The organism is Kitasatospora sp. NE20-6 (assembly GCF_045862635.1).
In genome coordinates this window covers 76264-92839 of record NZ_BPRL01000002.1, presented here as the reverse complement: position 1 = coordinate 92839, position 16576 = coordinate 76264, and the positions used below count along the sequence as shown (strand labels likewise).

Here is a 16576-nt window from a genome sequence, read left to right as displayed (position 1 = left end):
GGTCGCCGCCGCCGCCCGGCCCGGGGACGCAGGACGCCCGGAGGCCGGCCGCCCGCCCGGCGGAGGGCGCCCGTACCGCCCGCGCTGACCGGCGCGGATCCGGGCGGAGGCCCGCCGCGGCGCCGCCCGCGCCCACTCCTGCACCGGACACGACAAGTCGGCCGGAAACCGCCCCACCGGCGGCGACGTCGACGGCACCGCCGTGGCAGGGTCGGGGCATGCGCTACATCGTGATCGGCGCCGGCGCGGTCGGCGGCACCATCGGCGGCCGGCTCCACGAATCAGGCCACGACGTGGTGCTCGTCGCCCGCGGCGCCCACCTCGACGCCCTGCGCCGGGACGGCCTGCGGCTCACCACGCCCGAAGGCCCGCGCACCCTGCCGGTGCCCGCGACCGGCGGGCCGGAGGAGCTCGGCCTCCGCCCCGGCGACGTGCTGCTGCTCGCCGTGAAGACCCAGCACTCCCTGCCGCTGCTCGACCGGTGGGCGGCCCGCCCGGTGGCGGGCGGCGGCACGGCCGGCGAGCTGCTGCCGCTGCTCTGCGCCCAGAACGGCGTCGAGAACGAGCGCCTCGCGCTGCGCCGCTTCCGGCACGTGTACGGGGTGTGCGTGTGGCTGCCCTCCACCCACCTGGAGCCCGGCCGCGTCGTCGCACCCGGCGCCCCGCTCAGCGGCATCCTGCACCTCGGCCGCTACCCGGCCGGCCGGGACGCGACCGCCCGGCGGATCTCCGCCGACCTGGAGGCGTCCGGCTTCGGCGCCCCCGTCAGCGACGACGTCATGCGGTGGAAGTACGCCAAACTGCTGAGCAACCTCGCCAACGCGCTGGAGGCCGTCGCCGGGCCGGTCGAGGGCGGGCTGCGGGAGTCGGTCGCCGCCCGGGCGGCCGCCGAGGGCGCGGCCGTGCTCGCCGCCGCGGGCATCGTACCCGCGGGCGACGAGGAGCAGCGGGCCGTACGCGGGGACCGGGTGACGCCCCGGCCGATCGACGGGGAGACCCGCGGCGGCGGCTCGTCGTGGCAGAGCCTCGCCCGCGGCGCGGGCGACATCGAGGCGGACCACCTCAACGGCGAGATCGTGCTGCTGGGCCGCCTCCACGGCGTGCCCACCCCGGTCAACGAGGCGCTGCAGCGACTGGCGGGCGCGTTCGCCCGGGAGGGCCGGGCGCCCGGCAGCCTGCCGGACGCCGCCCTGGCGGAGCTGGCGGCCGGCTGAGGCCGGCCACCGCCGGTGCCGCCGCTGGTGCCGGTGCCGGTGCCGGGCTCAGGCGAGCGGGTCCTCCGGCCCGTACGCGCGCAGCCGCAGGGTGCGCGCGTCGCTCCGCGCGATCTCCTCGGCCTGCGCGACCAGCGACTCCAGGTTGTCCCGGCCCGCGTGCACGAACCTGCCGTGCAGCGCGTCGAACCGGCCGCGGGCGGCGTCCACCACGACGGCCACCGTGTACGGCAGCGATCCCCACTCCTTCATGTCCGCGAACATCGGCATGCGGGCGGTCATGTCGGTGGCGATCGCGCCGGGGCTGATGTCGAGCACCACCACGTGGTGCGCGGCGAGCGAGTCCGCGATGTTGTCGGAGAGCCGCAGCAGGGCGCCCTTGGAGGTCGCGTACGCCGTGTACCGGCCGTCGGGGCGCACCGCGAAACCGGAGTTGAGGTTGACCACCCGCCCGCGGCCGCGCCCGACCATGCCGGGCAGCACGCTGCGCAGCATGTTGTAGGGGCCGCGCAGGTTGGTCTCCACGACCTGCCACCACTGGTTCGGGTCGGTCTCCCACAGCGGCACCTCCGCGTGGTCGACCTGGCCGGCGTTGTTGACCAGCAGGTCGATCGGGCCGAGGTCGCGCTCGACGGTGCGGACGGCCTCCCGCACCGAACCGGGCCGGGTGACGTCGGCGCCGACGGCGACCCCGCGGCCGCCGTGGCGGACGCAGGCGCGGAGGGTCTCGGTCAGCGTGGCGTGCGTACGGCCGATCAGACCCAGCGCCATGCCCTCGGCGGCCAGCCCGACGGCGATCTCCCGGCCGATCCCGCGGCCCGCGCCGGTGACCAGGCCGACCTGCCCCGCGAGCGATCCCGTGCCCATGACGTGCTCCCTCCCTCGGCTGCCCCGCGATCCGAGGTCGCCCCGCATTCTGACGCCGCCCGGCGCCGCCGCGGGCCCGGCCGCCCGGGACACGTCCCGAGGTCATCCGAACGGCCCACGGCGCGGGACGGTGCCGGCGGGGTAGTACGGTCGAGCTGGACACGCGTCCGGCCCACCGTGCCCGGCGCCGACCCGCTGGACAGCACTTCGCCGGGCGATCCCCGGCATGACCGTGAAGGGCAACTGAGTGAGTGACATCGCGCGCGTCGGAGTGATCGGCTGCGGCCTCATGGGATCGGGCATCGCGGAGGTCTTCGCCCGGGCGGGGCTGGACGTCCTGGTCGCCGAGGCCACCGGCGAGGCCCTGGAGCTCGGCCGCACCCGGCTGACGGGTTCCCTGGAGACCGCCGTGAAGCGCGGCAAGCTGACGGAGGAGCAGCGGGCCGAGGCCCTCTCCCGCCTCGCCTTCACCACCGACCTCGCCGACTTCGCCGACCGCGACCTCGTCGTCGAGGCGGTCGCCGAGCGCGAGGACGTCAAGGTGAAGATCTTCGAGACCCTCGACCGGGTGGTCGAGCGCCGCGACGCGATCCTCGCCTCGAACACCTCGTCCATCCCGATCGTGAAGCTCGCCGCGTCGACCTCCCGCCCGGAGCAGGTCGTCGGCCTGCACTTCTTCAACCCGGCGCCGGTGCAGAAGCTCGTCGAGGTCGTCCCGACGCTCACCACCTCGGCCGCGACCACGGCGCGGGTGGAGGAGTTCGCCGTGCAGGTGCTCGGCAAGGAGCCCATCCGCGCCCGCGACCGGGCCGGTTTCGTGGTGAACGCCCTGCTGGTGCCGTACCTGCTCTCCGCGGTGCGGATGTTCGAGACGGGCGTGGCCACCGCCGCGGACATCGACAAGGGCATGGAGGCCGGCTGCGCCCACCCGATGGGCCCGCTGCGGCTGTGCGACCTGATCGGCCTGGACACCATCGTGTCGATCGCGGAGTCGATGTACGACGAGTTCAAGGAGCCGCTGTACGCGGCGCCGCCGCTGCTGTCGCGGATGGTCGACGCGGGGCTGCTCGGCCGGAAGTCCGGCCGGGGCTTCTACGACTACACGGCCTGACCGCCGACCCGCCCACCGGCCGCGGCCGGTGGGCGGGGGCGGTGGGCGGGGGCGGGGGGCGGTCCGCCGGCCGGCGCGCGGGGTGGGCCACCGGCGCGGTACAGCGCCGTCACAGCATGGTCACGGGTCTCGGCCCGCCGCACCGTCTCTGACACGGTGGTGCCATGCGAACTCGAATGATCGTCACCACCCTCACCGCTGCGGCCGTGCTCTCCCTCGGCGCGTGCAGCAGCGACGGCGGCAAGACCGCCGATGCGGCGCCGCCCGTGTCGCCGACCGCGTCCGCACCGGCCGCGGACGCCTCGTCCGCCGTCCCGGAGGCCCCGGCGTCGGCCACCACCGCGCTGCCCACCACCCTGCCGAAGCCGTCCGGCACCGCGGCGGCCGCGGAGACCGCGAAGCAGCTGGCGATGGTCGCCGGTCTGGGACAGATCGACCCGAAGCTGGCGCTGGACAAGGAGCGCACGATCGCCGCGGCGCAGCGCACCTGCGGTGACATCCACGCGGGCAAGGACGCGGCGACCGTCGCGAAGAACACGGCGGGCTACTTCTCGGGCGCCGGTTCGACGCTGTCGGAGCAGCAGGGCCAGATGATCGCGGTCATCGTGCAGGCGTCGATCTGTCCGTGACGCGGCCGCCCGCGACGTGACGGAGGGCCCGGGGGCGCGGTTCCGCCTCCGGGCCCTCCCGCGTGCCGCGGGCCGGGCGCGGCAGCGGTCTCAGCTGTCGATCTGGTACGGGTCGCCGTAGACCTTCCACTTCAGCGGCGGGTTGAGGTCGAAGTTCCGCGCGTTCAGGAAGACCCGCTGGGCGGTGTCGACGCGGCTGGTGTCGGCGTGCGCCTCCTCCTGCTTCATGACGACCTTGCGGGCGTCGAGGAAGGCGTTGAGGTAGGCGGTCTCGTCGCCGCCCTGGGCGGGGGTCCTGGCCTTCTTCATGGCGGCGGCGCGGATGCCGCCGAAGCTGTCGGAGCTGCTTCCGGGGCCGTGCATGACGATGGCGTCGTAGTAGACGAACTGGCCGAGGGCGCGGAGCCCGTCCTTCTTGGCCTGCGCGACGGCCGGGCCGAAGTAGACGCGGTCGCGCTCGTCGTCCTGGGCCTGCCGGAAGGTGCCGTCCTTGGCGGCGGTGGCCCAGTCCCTGGTGAAGGCGGAGCCGAGGCCGCTGTGCGAGTCGGTGCCGTCGACCTTCCGCAGGGCGGGGAGGTACTTGGCGAGGACGTTGCCGGGCCTGAGGTCGGTGTAGTGCTCGACGAGGTCGAGCATGTCGCCGGTGCCGGAGCAGAAGCCGATGATGCCGGCGGTGTAGCCGCGGCCGTCGCCGATGTCCTCGATGTAGGGGTACTGCGCCTTCCAGTCGAGCGAGGAGTTCTCGGCGCTGGAGACGAGCTGCATGGCGATGTCCTTCTTGTGCGCGTCGTCGAGGCCGACGGCGGCGGCCGTGACGACGGCCGCGTCGGCGCCGGACGCGCCGACGGCCACGGTGGCGACGGTCAGCGGGACGGCGGCGAGCAGGATCGCGAGGGCGGTCCGGACGGCCCGGGGGCGGGCGCGGTGGGTGCGGGGGCTGGTGCGGGCGGTGCGGTGCGGTGCGGGCATGGGGCGCTCCGTCAGCTCGACTGCGCGCGGGCACAGGAGTGCCCGAGCTCCGGTTAGGAAACTTTCCTAACCAAGAGTGAAGCGGTCATGGCATTGAACCCGCAAGAGGGGCGGAGCAACCTGCACGCTGCCTTAAGCCACCGCTAACGTTCGCCGGGCCGGCAGCCCCCGGCGGCGGAGCCCGCAACGCCGAAGGGCCCCGCCCCGGACTCAGGTCCGGGACGGGGCCCTTCGGGCCGATCGGGCGTCAGGCCCCGCGCAGCACCGCGCCGGTGCGGGCCGCCGCGACCGCGACCGCCGACGCGCGCGCGGCCGAGGCCTCGTCCGCGGTCAGCGTGCGGTCCGTGGCCCGGAAGCGCAGCGTGTACGCCAGCGACTTCTTGCCGGCACCCGCCTGCTCGCCGGTGAACACGTCGAACAGCCGGACGGCCTCCAGCAGTTCGCCGGCACCGTCGCGCAGCGCGGCCTCCACCTCGGCGGCCGGCACGGCGGAGTCGACGATCAGCGCGACGTCCTGGGTGGCGACCGGGTAGGCGGAGACCGCCGGCCCGGACACCGTGCGGGCGCCGTCCGCCAGGAGCACGTCGAGGTCGATCTCCATCGCGGCGGTGCGCTCGGGCAGGTGCATCGCCTTGACCACCCGCGGGTGCAGCTCGCCCGCGTGGCCGACCACACGGCCGTCCACGACGAGCTCGGCGCAGCGGCCGGGGTGCCACGGGGCGCGCTGCCCCTGGCGGACGGTCAGCTCCAGGTTGGCCGCGGCAGCGACCGTACGGGCCGCCTCCACCGCGTCCGCCCAGGAGGCGCTGGCGCCCTTGCCCCACCAGCCGGAGGGCACCCGCTCGCCCGCGAGGGCGACCGCGACCCGGCGCGGCTGGTCCGGCAGCGCGGCGTCGAGCCGGGCGAGCTCCGCCTCGCTGGGCCGCCGGTCGACGGGCAGCCGCGGGGCGACCTTCAGCTCGTCCTTGGGCAGGAAGACCGTGCCCGTCTCGAAGAGCGCGAGGTCGGTGTTGCCGCGGCCGATGTTGCGGCGCAGCGCGCCGAGGAGACCGGGCAGCAGCGTGGTGCGCAGCGCCGGCTCCTCGTCGTTGAGCGGGTTGACGAGCTTCACCGTGCGGCGCCGCTCGTCGTCCTTCTCCAGGCCGAGCGCGTCGAAGGCCGCGTCGCCGACGAACGGGTAGGCGTTGATCTCGACGAAGCCCGCGGCCGCGAGGGCCACGCCCGCGCGGCGGTGGAAGCGCTGGACGTCGGTCAGACCGCGGCCGGGCGGCACGTTGGGCATCCGCGCGGGCACGTTGTCGTAGCCCTCCAGCCGGATGACCTCCTCCGCGAGGTCGTACGGGTCCGTGAGGTCGGGGCGCCAGCTCGGCGGGGTGACCTCCAGGACGTCCGCCCCGGAGACCGAGCAGCCGACCTCCTGCAGGCGCCGGGTGACGGTCTCGCGGCCGTACCCGGTGCCGGCGACGCGGTCGGGCAGGTCGGCGGAGATCGAGATGGTGCGCACCGGGTGCGGTGCGGCGATGTCGGTGACCCCGGCCTCGGCGGTGCCGCCGGCGATCAGCACCAGCAGGTCGACGGCGCGCTGGGCGGCGGCGCGGGCGGCCTCCGGGTCGACGCCGCGCTCGAAGCGCTTGGACGCCTCGGAGGGCAGCTTGTGCCGCTTCGCCGTGCGGGCGACACCGACCGGGTCGAAGTGCGCGGCCTCGACGACGATCTCGGTCGAGCCGGTGACCTCGCCGGTCTCCGGGTCCACGACGGGGTCGAGGATCTCGGTGGTGGCGCCGCCCATCACGCCGGCCAGGCCGATCGGGCCGGAGTTGTCGCAGATCAGCAGGTCCTCGGCGACGAGCTTGCGCTTGACGCCGTCGAGGGTGGTGAGGATCTCGCCCTCCTCCGCCCGGCGGACGTGGATCGGGCCGTCGAGCCGGGACCGGTCGTACGCGTGCAGCGGCTGGCCGACCTCCAGCATCACGTAGTTGGTGATGTCGACGGTCAGCGAGATCGGCCGGATGCCGGCCTTCTGCAGGCGGCGCTGCAGCCAGAACGGCGACGGCGCGGCCGGGTCGACGCCGGTCACCGTGCGGGCGACGAAGCGGTCGCAGCCCGCCGGGTCGGAGACCTTCACCGGGTAGCCGTAGGCGTTGGCCGGGGGCACGTCGAGCAGCGCCGGGTCGGCCAGCGGCAGGCCGTACGCGGCGGCGGCCTCGCGGGCCACGCCGCGCAGCGAGAGGCAGTAGCCGCGGTCGGGGGTGACCGCGATGTCGAGCACCTCGTCGACGAGCTGGAGCAGCTCGATCGCGTCGGTGCCGACCTCGTGGTGCGAGGGCAGCACGAGGATGCCGTGGTGGTCGTCACCCATGCCGAGCTCGCGGGCGGAGCAGATCATGCCGGCCGAGGTGTGGCCGTAGGTCTCGCGCGCCGCGATCGGGAACGGGCCGGGCAGCACCGCGCCGGGGAGCACGACGACGACCTTGTCGCCGACCTGGAAGTTGGTCGCGCCGCAGACGATCTCCTGCGGCTCGCCGGTGCCGTTGGCGTCGCCGACGTCGACGAAGCAGTGCCGGATCGGCTTCTTGAAGCCGGACAGCACCTCGACGGAGAGCACCTGGCCGACCACCAGCGGGCCCTTGAGGTCGGCGCCGATCTGCTCGACGGTCTCGACCTCCAGGCCTGCGCGGACGAGCCGGGCCGCCACGTCACGGCCGGTCTCGCCGGCGGGCAGGTCGACGTACTCGCGCAGCCAGGAAAGCGGGACGCGCATCAGATCTCCATCCCGAACGGGAGGGTGAAGCGGACGTCACCCTCGACCATGTCGCGCATGTCGGCGACGTTGTGGCGGTTCATCAGGATTCGCTCCAGGCCCAGGCCGAAGGCGAACCCGCTGTAGCGGTCGGGGTCGACACCGGCGGCGATCAGCACCCGCGGGTTGACGACGCCGCAGCCGCCGAGCTCGATCCAGCCCTCGGAGGAGCAGGTGCGGCAGGGGCGGTCCGGGTTGCCGACGCTCTCACCGCGGCAGACGAAGCACTGGAGGTCGACCTCGGCGCTCGGCTCGGTGAAGGGGAAGTACGAGGGGCGCCAGCGCAGCTCCAGGTGGCCGCCGATGAGCTTCTCGACGAGCACCTCGATGGTGCCCTTGAGGTCGGCGAAGGTGATGCCCTCGTCGATCGCGAGGCCCTCGACCTGGCGGAACACCGGGGTGTGCGTGGCGTCGAGCTCGTCGGTGCGGTAGACCCGGCCGGGGCTCACCGCGTACAGCGGGGGCCGGCGCTCCAGCATGGTGCGGATCTGCACCGGGGAGGTCTGGGTGCGCAGCACGACGCCGGAGTCGGCGGAGCCGTCCGGGGCCTGCACGAAGAAGGTGTCCTGCATGGAGCGGGCCGGGTGGTCCTGGTGCAGGTTGAGGGCGTCGAAGTTGAGCCACTCCGCCTCGACCTCGGGACCGGAGGCGACCTCGTAGCCCATGGCCACGAAGGTGTCCTCGATGCGCTCGGCGAGGGTGGTCAGCGGGTGCCGGGCGCCGCGGGGTGCGCGGCCGTACGGCAGCGTGACGTCCACCGCCTCCTCGACGAGGACGCGCGCGTCGCGCTCCGCCTCCAGCTCGGCCTGGCGCCGGGCCAGGGCCTGGTTGACCGCTCCGCGGGCCTGGCCGATCAGCTTGCCCGCCGCGGCCTTGGCGTGCGGCGGCAGCGCGCCGATCTCCCGGTTGGCGAGGGCGAGGGGCGAACGGTCGCCGGTGTGGGCGACCTTGGCCTGCTTGAGCGCGTCGAGGTCGCCGGCCTCCGCGAACGCGGCGATCGCCTCGTTCCGGGCCTGCTCCACCACCTCGGGCTTGAGTGCCTCGACCTCGACCGGGTCGTACGACTTGTTGGGTGCCGACATCTCTATCTTTCCCGTGCTCCTGCTCGTGAAGTGGATGGCTCGCCCTTGCGCTACGCCCGGCGTGGCCGGAACACGGGCATCCCCTGCCCCGGTACCGGGAGGGGTGTCCGCGGCGCGGCCGCGCAGGGCGTCCCACAACGCCAAAGGTCGAGTGTAGTCGCAGCACGCCGACGGCCGGTTCGTCCGTCCGGGGCCGTGCGCGCGTGAGCCCGCCGGGCTGCGGACCCCAGAGGCTGCTAGAGCATGAAGTCGGGCACGCCGGCGGGCAGGATAAATCGGAACCGGGCGCCGCCGGAGGGCGCGCGGCTGATCCGGATCGCGCCGCCGTGGGCCTCGACGATGCCCTTGACGATGTAGAGGCCCAGGCCGGTGCCGCCGCGCTTGGAACCGCGCCAGAAGCGGGTGAAGACGCGCGGCATCGACTCCTCGGGGATGCCGCCGCCTTCGTCGCTCACGGTGACCGCTGTCCCTTCCACGATCCGGGGCGGGGTGCCCGGGAGCCCTCGGCCGGCGTCCTCGACGAGCTCGCGGGCCGGTGCCACCTCGATGGTGACAGTCCCCTCGCCGTGCCGCACCGCATTTTCCAGCAGGTTGCCCAGCACCTGGTCGATCTTGTCCGGGTCGGCCCACTGCTGGCCGAGGGGTTCGGTGATGCGGATGTCGAACCGCTCGGCGGGGATGCCGGCCGCGACCTTGCCGTCCACGTGCCGGCGGACGGCCGCCGCCAGGTCGACGACCTGCTTGCGCACCTCCAGCCGGCCCGCGTCGATCCGCGAGATGTCGAGGAGTTCGGCGATCAGCCGGGTGACCCGGTCGGCGTCGGCGTCGACGGTCTCCAGCATCACGCGCTTCTGGCCGTCGTTGAACCGCTCCCACTTGGCGAGCAGCGTCGCGGTGAAGCCCTTGACGCTGGTCAGCGGGGAGCGCAGCTCGTGCGCGACGGTGGCGATCAGCTCCGCGTGGCTGCGCTCGGTGCGGCGCCGGGCCTCGGTGCCGCGCAGCGCCACCACGACCCGCCGGACGGGCCCGCCGGGCCGCTCCCGGACGTACCGGGCGGAGACGAGCACCTCGCAGCCCCCGGGCAGCAGCAGGTTGCGCTCGGGCTGGCCGGTGCGGATGGCGAGGCCGCCGTACGGATCGGAGATCTTCCACCAGCGGCGGCCGTCGAGGTCCTCCAGCGGGAGGGCCTCCTCCAGCAGGACGCCCAGCACGGCCTCGGGCCGGCGGCCGGTGAGCCGGGCCGCCGCGCTGTTGAAGCAGACCACGCGGCCGTCCTCACCGGCGACCACCAGGCCGTCCGGCAGGTCGTCCGGGTCGAGCCCCGTCCCGTCCCCGACCATGGGCGTCCTCCCCTGACCCGCCGTGTTCCCGCCCCCGACGAGGCCGACCCTAGCGCCCCTGCGCCTGTGTGCGACACCCTCCGGGCGAGCGCTGGGCGCGGGCCGAAGCGTAGAGGCAGACGGCGGCGGCCGTGGCGAGGTTGAGGCTCTCGGCGTGTCCGTGGATGGGCACGCGCACCACCTCGTCGGCGAGTGCGCGGGTCTCCTCCGGCAGGCCCCACGCCTCGTTGCCGAACACCCAGGCGCCGGGCGCGCCGAGCGTGCCCTCGTCGAGCTCCTGGTCGAGGTCGCGTACGCCGGCGCCGTCGGCGGCCAGCACGCGCACGCCCGCCTCGCGCAGCCGGGCCACGGCCTCCTCGACCGGCACGCCGGTGGCGAAGGGCAGGTGGAAGAGGCTGCCGACGGAGGCCCGCACGGCCTTCGGGTTGTACGGGTCGACGGAGGCGTCGGTGAGGATCACCGCGTCCGCGCCGGCCGCGTCGGCGGTGCGCAGCACGGTGCCGGCGTTGCCGGGGTCGCGCACGTGCGCGAGCACGGCGACCAGCTGCGGACGGGCCGCCAGCACCTCCTCGAAGGGGGTGTCGATGAAGCGGCACAGCGCGACGACGCCCTGCGGGGTGACGGTGTCGCAGATCTCCGCGATCACCTCGTCGGTGGCGGTGAGCAGCGGCAGCCCGGCCTGCTCGGCGGCGTCGACGATGTCGGCGTGCCGTTCCAGCGCCTGCGCGGTGAGGTAGATCTCCACCACGGCGTGGTCCGCGGAGCCCGGCACCCGCCCGTACGCCACGGCCTCGCGGACGGCCTGCGGGCCCTCGGCGAGGAAGCGGCGGTCCTTGGAGCGCTGGTTGCGTCGCGCCAGCTTGCGGGCGGCGACGACGCGCGGGGAGCGCAGGGAGGTGAGCAGGGGGGTGTCGGTGCTCTGCATGCTCTCGTTCTCCGGAGGAAGGCGTTCGCTGGGAACGCCGGAAAGACGCTTCGGGCCCGCAGGTGTTGGTCACCTGCGGGCCCTACGTGCTCAACTGCCGTGCCGGTGCCTGGATCAGGCGGCGACCTTGGGGGCGTTGACGTCCTCCGGCAGAGCCTTCTGGGCGACCTCGACGAGCACCGCGAACGCGGCGGCGTCGTTGACGGCCAGGTCGGCCAGCATCTTGCGGTCGATCTCGACGCCCGCGGCCTTCAGGCCCTGGACGAAGCGGTTGTAGGTGATGCCGTTGGCGCGGGCCGCAGCGTTGATGCGCTGGATCCACAGCTGACGGAAGTCGCCCTTGCGCTTCTTGCGGTCGTTGAAGTTGTAGACGAGCGAGTGGGTGACCTGCTCCTTCGCCTTACGGTAAAGGCGGGAGCGCTGGCCGCGGTAACCGCTGGCCCGCTCGAGGATGACCCGGCGCTTCTTGTGGGCGTTTACTGCCCGCTTGACGCGTGCCACGTGATTACTCCTTGGGTTGGACCGCGGATGGCTCCGGGCGGTCCGTCAATCGATCGGGTCGGGAAGGATCAGCCGTCTCCCGCGGCCGGGCCGCGGGCGGGCGATCACTTGCCGAGAAGCTTCTTGATCTTCTTGGCGTCGGCGGGGGCCAGCTGGACGGTGCCGGCAAGCTTGCGGGTCAGCGTCGAGGGCTTGTGCTCCAACAGGTGGCGACGGCCGGCACGCTCGCGCAGCACCTTCCCGGAGCCAGTGATCTTGAAGCGCTTGCTGGCGCCGCTGTGCGTCTTCTGCTTCGGCATGTCGCCGTTTCTCCTCGTCGGTCCGCCCCGGCCCGCGCACTGCTGTGCGGGCCGGGAGTGGATTTCTCTGCAGGGCCGGAGCGGGAGCTCCGGCCCGGTTGGCCGGACCGTGCGGTCGGCCGAGCCCGTGGGCTCAGCTGTCCTGCCCGGCCTCGGCCGGCTGCTCGACCTCGGCAGCACCGGCGGGCTCGGCGGACTCCTCGATCGGCTCGTCCTCGGCGGAGAGCTCCGCCTCGTCGTCCTCGATCGGCTCGTCCTGCTCGGAGCCGGTCAGGGTGCGGCCCTGGCGCTCGGCCTTGCGGGCGTCCGCAATGGCACGGGCCTCGGCCATCGCCTCGGTCTTCTTCTTGTGCGGGCCGAGGACCATGATCATGTTTCGGCCGTCCTGCTTGGCCGAGGACTCCACGAAGCCCAGATCCTGGACGTCGTCCGCAAGCCGCTGCAGCAGTCGGAAGCCCAGCTCGGGGCGGGACTGCTCACGACCGCGGAACATGATCGTGATCTTGACCTTGTCGCCCTGCTTGAGGAACCGAACGACGTGACCCTTCTTGGTGTCATAGTCGTGCGGGTCGATCTTCGGCCGGAGCTTCATCTCCTTGATGACCGTGTGCGCCTGGTTCTTCCGCGCCTCACGGGCCTTCATGGCCGACTCGTACTTGAACTTGCCGTAGTCCATGAGCTTGCAGACCGGCGGACGTGCCGTCGCCGCCACCTCGACCAGGTCGAGGTCGTACTCCTGCGCAAGCTCCAGCGCCTTGGCAAGCGGCACGATGCCGACCTGCTCACCGCTGGGACCGACGAGTCGCACCTCGGGGACGCGAATCCGGTCGTTGATGCGGGGCTCGGTGCTGATGGGGCCTCCTTGGTTGCACCTTTTTCCGATGCGGCCGTCGGGCGGCGGTCGCACGTCGTGGTTTCGACCACTGGGCGGGGCTTCATTCATGCTTCGCTGCCCGGAAAGGCACCGAACGCACGAAAAAAGCCCCGCGCGGTACAAGCGGGGCTCCACACAACCGGGGCGCCCTCGGCGGGCGTCACTGGCGGCCGGTGCTGGTCGGCACCTGCCGCGGACCGGAACCCGTCGACCCGGAGGACGATCGGGTGGGAGACTTTCGCGGTTGCCCTCTCGGGCCTCCTGGGTGGAGCCTCCACTTGCTGGCCGGGCGTCCTTGCGGACTCCTGGCCGGTCAGTCTCGAATCATAGCAGCGTTCCCGCCGCCTCCGGTATTCCGCCCCCGCCGACGGCCGGACCGGCCGGACCGGCCGGGGAGCGCCGCCTTGTACGCTCCCTGGTGAACGTCCACCGGCCCGACGGAGTGAGTCACCTTGACCAGCCAGCCCCACGAGCACGACGACCAGGCGATCGGATTCGACGACCTCACCCGCGACATCGCCGAGGTGCCCGCCGTCGAGGTGATCACCACCGTCGCCGTGCACCTCATGAGCGCGGCCGCGGTCAAGTGCGGCCTGGCCGAGGGCGGCGAGGCCGACAAGGACCTCGACGAGGCGCGCAAGCTCATCACCGCGCTGGCCGGCCTGGTCACCGCGGGCGCCCCGGAGATCAGCAACTTCCACGCCGCGCCGCTGCGCGACGGCCTGAAGTCCCTGCAGCTCGCCTTCCGCGAGGCCTCCCTCGTGCCGGACGCCCCCGGCACCGGCCCCGGCGAGAAGTTCACCGGCCCCGTCTACTCCTGACACCGCCGGGCCCGGGCGCGCACCCGCCGCGCACCCGGGCCCGCGGGCGCGTCCCGGACCTGCGCGGGCGTGTCTTCAGACCTGCGCGGGCGCGTCCCGCCGGTAGAACGGCTCGCCCGCCGGCCCCTCCCGGAGCAGCGCCAGCTGCAGCCCGTGCTCCAGGCGCACCCGCAGGACGCCGTCCTCGGCCAGCCCCGCGACGAGCCGGTCGACCGGCCCGCGCAGTTCGTCCGCCGCCGTGCCGGCGGCCGGCACCAGCACGAGCACCGCGTCGACCTCCGGGCCGGGCCGCAGATAGCCGCGGTCCACGACCGGCTCGGCCGCCAGCAGCTCCCGCAGCGCCGCCAGCACCTGCGGATCGCGGGCCGGCGGCAGGTACGGCCGGTTCTCCGCGAGCGCCCGCAGCCGGGCGCCGTTCACCTGGTACGCGACCGGACCGGCCGGATCGACCAGCAGGGTGTCCGCCCGTTCCGCGTACGCCACCATCGCCGCCTGCGGCGCCGCCACCGGCGCCGGGCGGGCGTCGGCGCGCCAGCGGGCCATCGTCTCCAGCGAGGTGAACGCTGGCAGGGCGCGCCGGCCGTCCGCGGCCTCGACCAGGGGCACCGCCATGTCGCTGCTCTTCTCGTGCCGCAGCCCGTCCGCGCCGGTCCCGACCTCCCCCAGCAGCGCCACGATCGGCACCATCAGCCGGCTGCGGGTCAGTGCCGCGAGCAGCTCCGGCTCGGCGGCCGCGTCGGCCTCCCACGCGGTGAGGGCCTGCGCGAGGCGCGGGTCGGCGGTGCCGTCGTCGTCGGCGAATCCGGGGTTCGGAATGTTCTTGGGCTCCACCCGTCGAGGGTATGCCACCCCTGAGGTGCTTCTCAGACGGCACTCACCCGCACCTCACCCGGGCCACAGACGCCCGGCCCAGGATCACCGGCATGACGTCCCGACGACAGGCCCGCACGGCCGCGCGCCGGCGAAAGCGCCGCATACGCCGCGTGGCGCTGACCCTCGTGCTGGTGCTCGCCCTGGCCGGCACGTGGGCCTACCGCTCCGGGTCCGCCGCGGGCCACCGCTCCGCCCCGGTCTCCGCCACCGCCTCCCCCACCCCGGCGGTCGACCTGGACGCCCTGCTCGCCGACGCCGTGCAGGACGCCGTGCAGGACGCCGACGGCCATCTCGCGGTCGCGGTCCTCGACCCGGCCTCCGGGGCGAGTGCCGGCTACGGCACCGACTCCTTCGTCACCGCCAGCATCGTCAAGGTCGACGTGCTCGCGACGCTGCTGTGGGAGAACTCCGGCGAGCTCACCGCGCAGCAGAAGGCCGACGCCGTGCTGATGATCGAGAACAGCGACAACGACGCGACGACCCGGCTCTGGCAGGCCATCGGCGCGGACGAGGGCCTCGACCGCGCCAACACCGCGTTCGGCCTGAGCGCCACCACCGCCGGGACGGAGGGCTACTGGGGGCTGACCACCACCACGGCCGCCGACCAGCTGCAGCTGCTGCGCACGGTGTTCGAGGAGGACAGCGTGCTGGACGCGCCGTCCCGCACCTACCTGCAGGGCCTCATGGGGAAGATCGCCACCGATCAGGACTGGGGCGTCTCCGCCGCCGACGACACCGGCGCCGTCCACCTCAAGAACGGCTGGCTGCCGCGCACCGCCGAGGGCGAGTGGGTGATCAACAGCGTCGGCCGGGTCGTCCACGACGGCCGCGAACTGCTCGTCACCGTGCTCACCGACGGCTCGGCCACCAAGGAGGCGGGCATCGCCCTCGTCGAGTCGGTCGCCAGGGCCGCCACCGACGGCTTCACCACGGCCACCGGCACCGCGGCCGGCGGCACCCCGGCCGCGTCCGGGTCACCGGCCGCCGAAGCCACTACCCAGCGGTAGCCGGCATGTGGCACGCTGCCGCCATGGCCACCGACCTCGCCGCCGCCGCGTCCGGCACCGCCTCCGACCGCGCCCGCTACGACCGGGCGACCGCGCACCTGGAGGCCCCGCTGGCCGTCGTCGACCTCGACGCCTTCGACGCCAACGCCGCCGATCTGGTGCGCCGCGCCGCGGGCAAGCCGATCCGGGTGGCGAGCAAGTCGGTGCGCTGCCGGGCCCTGCTGGAGCGCGTGCTGGCCATGGACGGCTTCGCCGGGATCATGAGCTACACCCTCGCCGAATCCCTCCGGCTGGCCCGCGCGGGATTCGACGACGTCCTCCTCGCCTACCCGTCCGCCGACCGGGCCGCCTACGGCGAGCTCACCGCCGACCCCGTGGCGGCCGCCCGCATCACCGTGCTGCTCGACGACCCCGCCCAGCTCGACCTCGTCGACGCCGCCCGCCGCGGCCCGGAAGTCGTACGGGTCTGCCTCGAACTCGACACCGCCCTGCAGATGCTGGGCGGCCGGGTGCGGATCGGCGCGCGGCGCTCGCCGCTGCGCACCCCCGAGGCCGTCGCCGCCTTCGCCGAGCTGGTGCAGACCCGGCCCGGCTTCACGGTGGTCGGCCTGATGGCGTACGAGGGGCACATCGCCGGCGTCGGCGACCGGGTGGCCGGGCGGCCGCTGCGGTCGGCGGCGATCCGGCTGATGCAGGCGCGGGCCCGGGCCGAGCTCGCGGAGCGCCGCGCCGCCGTCGTCCGGCGGCTGCGGCAGGTCGCCGACCTGGAGTTCGTCAACGGCGGCGGCACGGGCAGCGTCGAGTCGACGGTCGCCGAGCCGGCCGTGACCGAGGTCGCCGCCGGGTCGGGCCTGTACGTGCCCCGGCTGTTCGACAACTACACGTCCTTCCGGGGACGCCCGGCGGCGCTCTTCGCGCAGCCCGTCGTCCGGCGCCCCGGGGTCGGCGTGGTGACGGTGCTCGGCGGCGGCTACCCCGCCTCGGGCGCGGCCGGACCGGACCGCTCCCCCGTGCCGTACCTGCCGGCCGGGCTGCGGTACGACCCGCAGGAGGGGGCCGGCGAGGTGCAGACCCCGCTGCTCGGCGCCGCCGCCGACGACCTGCTGATCGGCGACCGGGTGTGGTTCCGGCACGCCAAGGCGGGCGAGCTGTGCGAGCGCTTCGCGGAGCTGCACCTCGTCCGGGGCGACGAGGTCGTCGACACGGTGCCGACCTACCGCGGCGAGGGCCTGACCTTCCTCTGAGCGGGCGGGCCGCCCGCGCG

General features: G+C 74.3%; 16 protein-coding genes. 6 read left to right on the top strand and 10 right to left on the bottom strand.

Annotated features, from left to right (window positions below):
• The first annotated feature begins 218 nt into the window (after positions 1-218).
• Positions 219-1214, top strand: a complete 996-nt coding sequence (locus SNE206_RS01005; RefSeq protein WP_407911382.1) for a ketopantoate reductase family protein — start codon at positions 219-221, stop codon at positions 1212-1214.
• Positions 1215-1262: 48 nt separating this feature from the next.
• Here SNE206_RS01005 and SNE206_RS01000 read toward each other — a convergent pair whose 3' ends face one another.
• A complete protein-coding gene (locus tag SNE206_RS01000) occupies positions 1263-2081 on the bottom strand; it encodes an SDR family NAD(P)-dependent oxidoreductase (RefSeq protein WP_407911381.1) in 819 nt (272 codons plus the stop codon).
• 247 nt (positions 2082-2328) lie between these two features.
• On the opposite strand from SNE206_RS01000, the gene SNE206_RS00995 reads away from it, so the two are divergent.
• Together SNE206_RS00995 and SNE206_RS00990 are read left to right on the top strand one after the other, a co-directional pair.
• Positions 2329-3192, top strand: coding sequence for a 3-hydroxybutyryl-CoA dehydrogenase (locus tag SNE206_RS00995; protein ID WP_407911380.1), 864 nt, complete (start codon positions 2329-2331; stop codon positions 3190-3192).
• Between the two features lie 164 nt (positions 3193-3356).
• Positions 3357-3821 (top strand): DUF732 domain-containing protein, encoded by a 465-nt coding sequence (locus tag SNE206_RS00990; protein ID WP_407911379.1) that lies wholly within the window; start codon positions 3357-3359, stop codon positions 3819-3821.
• Between the two features lie 90 nt (positions 3822-3911).
• On the opposite strand, the gene SNE206_RS00985 is transcribed toward SNE206_RS00990, so the two are convergent.
• The 8 genes from SNE206_RS00985 to infC form a co-directional block, all read right to left on the bottom strand.
• Positions 3912-4790, bottom strand: coding sequence for a chitosanase (locus SNE206_RS00985; protein ID WP_407911378.1), 879 nt, complete (start codon positions 4788-4790; stop codon positions 3912-3914).
• Positions 4791-5037: 247 nt separating this feature from the next.
• A complete protein-coding gene (pheT, locus tag SNE206_RS00980) occupies positions 5038-7551 on the bottom strand; it encodes a phenylalanine--tRNA ligase subunit beta (protein ID WP_407911377.1) in 2514 nt (837 codons plus the stop codon).
• On the bottom strand, positions 7551-8672 hold the full coding sequence (gene pheS / locus SNE206_RS00975; protein ID WP_407911376.1) for a phenylalanine--tRNA ligase subunit alpha: 1122 nt from the start codon (positions 8670-8672) through the stop codon (positions 7551-7553). The genes pheT and pheS overlap by 1 nt, the downstream gene beginning before the upstream one ends.
• A 236-nt stretch (positions 8673-8908) precedes the next feature.
• The gene (locus SNE206_RS00970; protein WP_407911375.1) at positions 8909-10012 is read right to left on the bottom strand and encodes an ATP-binding protein; all 1104 of its coding nucleotides are present in this window, start codon (positions 10010-10012) and stop codon (positions 8909-8911) included.
• 49 nt (positions 10013-10061) lie between these two features.
• On the bottom strand, positions 10062-10937 hold the full coding sequence (locus SNE206_RS00965; RefSeq protein WP_407911374.1) for a TrmH family RNA methyltransferase: 876 nt from the start codon (positions 10935-10937) through the stop codon (positions 10062-10064).
• A 114-nt stretch (positions 10938-11051) separates the two neighbouring features.
• Entirely contained in the window at positions 11052-11438 is a 387-nt protein-coding gene (rplT, locus tag SNE206_RS00960) for a 50S ribosomal protein L20 (RefSeq protein WP_100887489.1), read from the bottom strand.
• Between the two features lie 104 nt (positions 11439-11542).
• A complete protein-coding gene (rpmI, locus tag SNE206_RS00955; protein WP_405010475.1) occupies positions 11543-11737 on the bottom strand; it encodes a 50S ribosomal protein L35 in 195 nt (64 codons plus the stop codon).
• Between the two features lie 133 nt (positions 11738-11870).
• Positions 11871-12620, bottom strand: coding sequence for a translation initiation factor IF-3 (gene infC, locus SNE206_RS00950; RefSeq protein ID WP_407911609.1), 750 nt, complete (start codon positions 12618-12620; stop codon positions 11871-11873).
• Between the two features lie 443 nt (positions 12621-13063).
• Between infC and SNE206_RS00945 the strand changes: the two genes are divergently transcribed.
• On the top strand, positions 13064-13432 hold the full coding sequence (locus tag SNE206_RS00945) for a DUF1844 domain-containing protein (protein WP_407911373.1): 369 nt from the start codon (positions 13064-13066) through the stop codon (positions 13430-13432).
• A gap of 75 nt (positions 13433-13507) precedes the next feature.
• On the opposite strand, the gene SNE206_RS00940 is transcribed toward SNE206_RS00945, so the two are convergent.
• Positions 13508-14263 (bottom strand): SseB family protein, encoded by a 756-nt coding sequence (locus SNE206_RS00940; protein WP_407911372.1) that lies wholly within the window; start codon positions 14261-14263, stop codon positions 13508-13510.
• A gap of 92 nt (positions 14264-14355) precedes the next feature.
• Between SNE206_RS00940 and SNE206_RS00935 the strand changes: the two genes are divergently transcribed.
• On the top strand, positions 14356-15312 hold the full coding sequence (locus SNE206_RS00935) for a serine hydrolase (RefSeq protein ID WP_407911371.1): 957 nt from the start codon (positions 14356-14358) through the stop codon (positions 15310-15312).
• A 23-nt stretch (positions 15313-15335) separates the two neighbouring features.
• The gene (locus SNE206_RS00930; protein ID WP_407911370.1) at positions 15336-16556 is read left to right on the top strand and encodes an amino acid deaminase/aldolase; all 1221 of its coding nucleotides are present in this window, start codon (positions 15336-15338) and stop codon (positions 16554-16556) included.
• Positions 16557-16576: the final 20 nt, after the last annotated feature.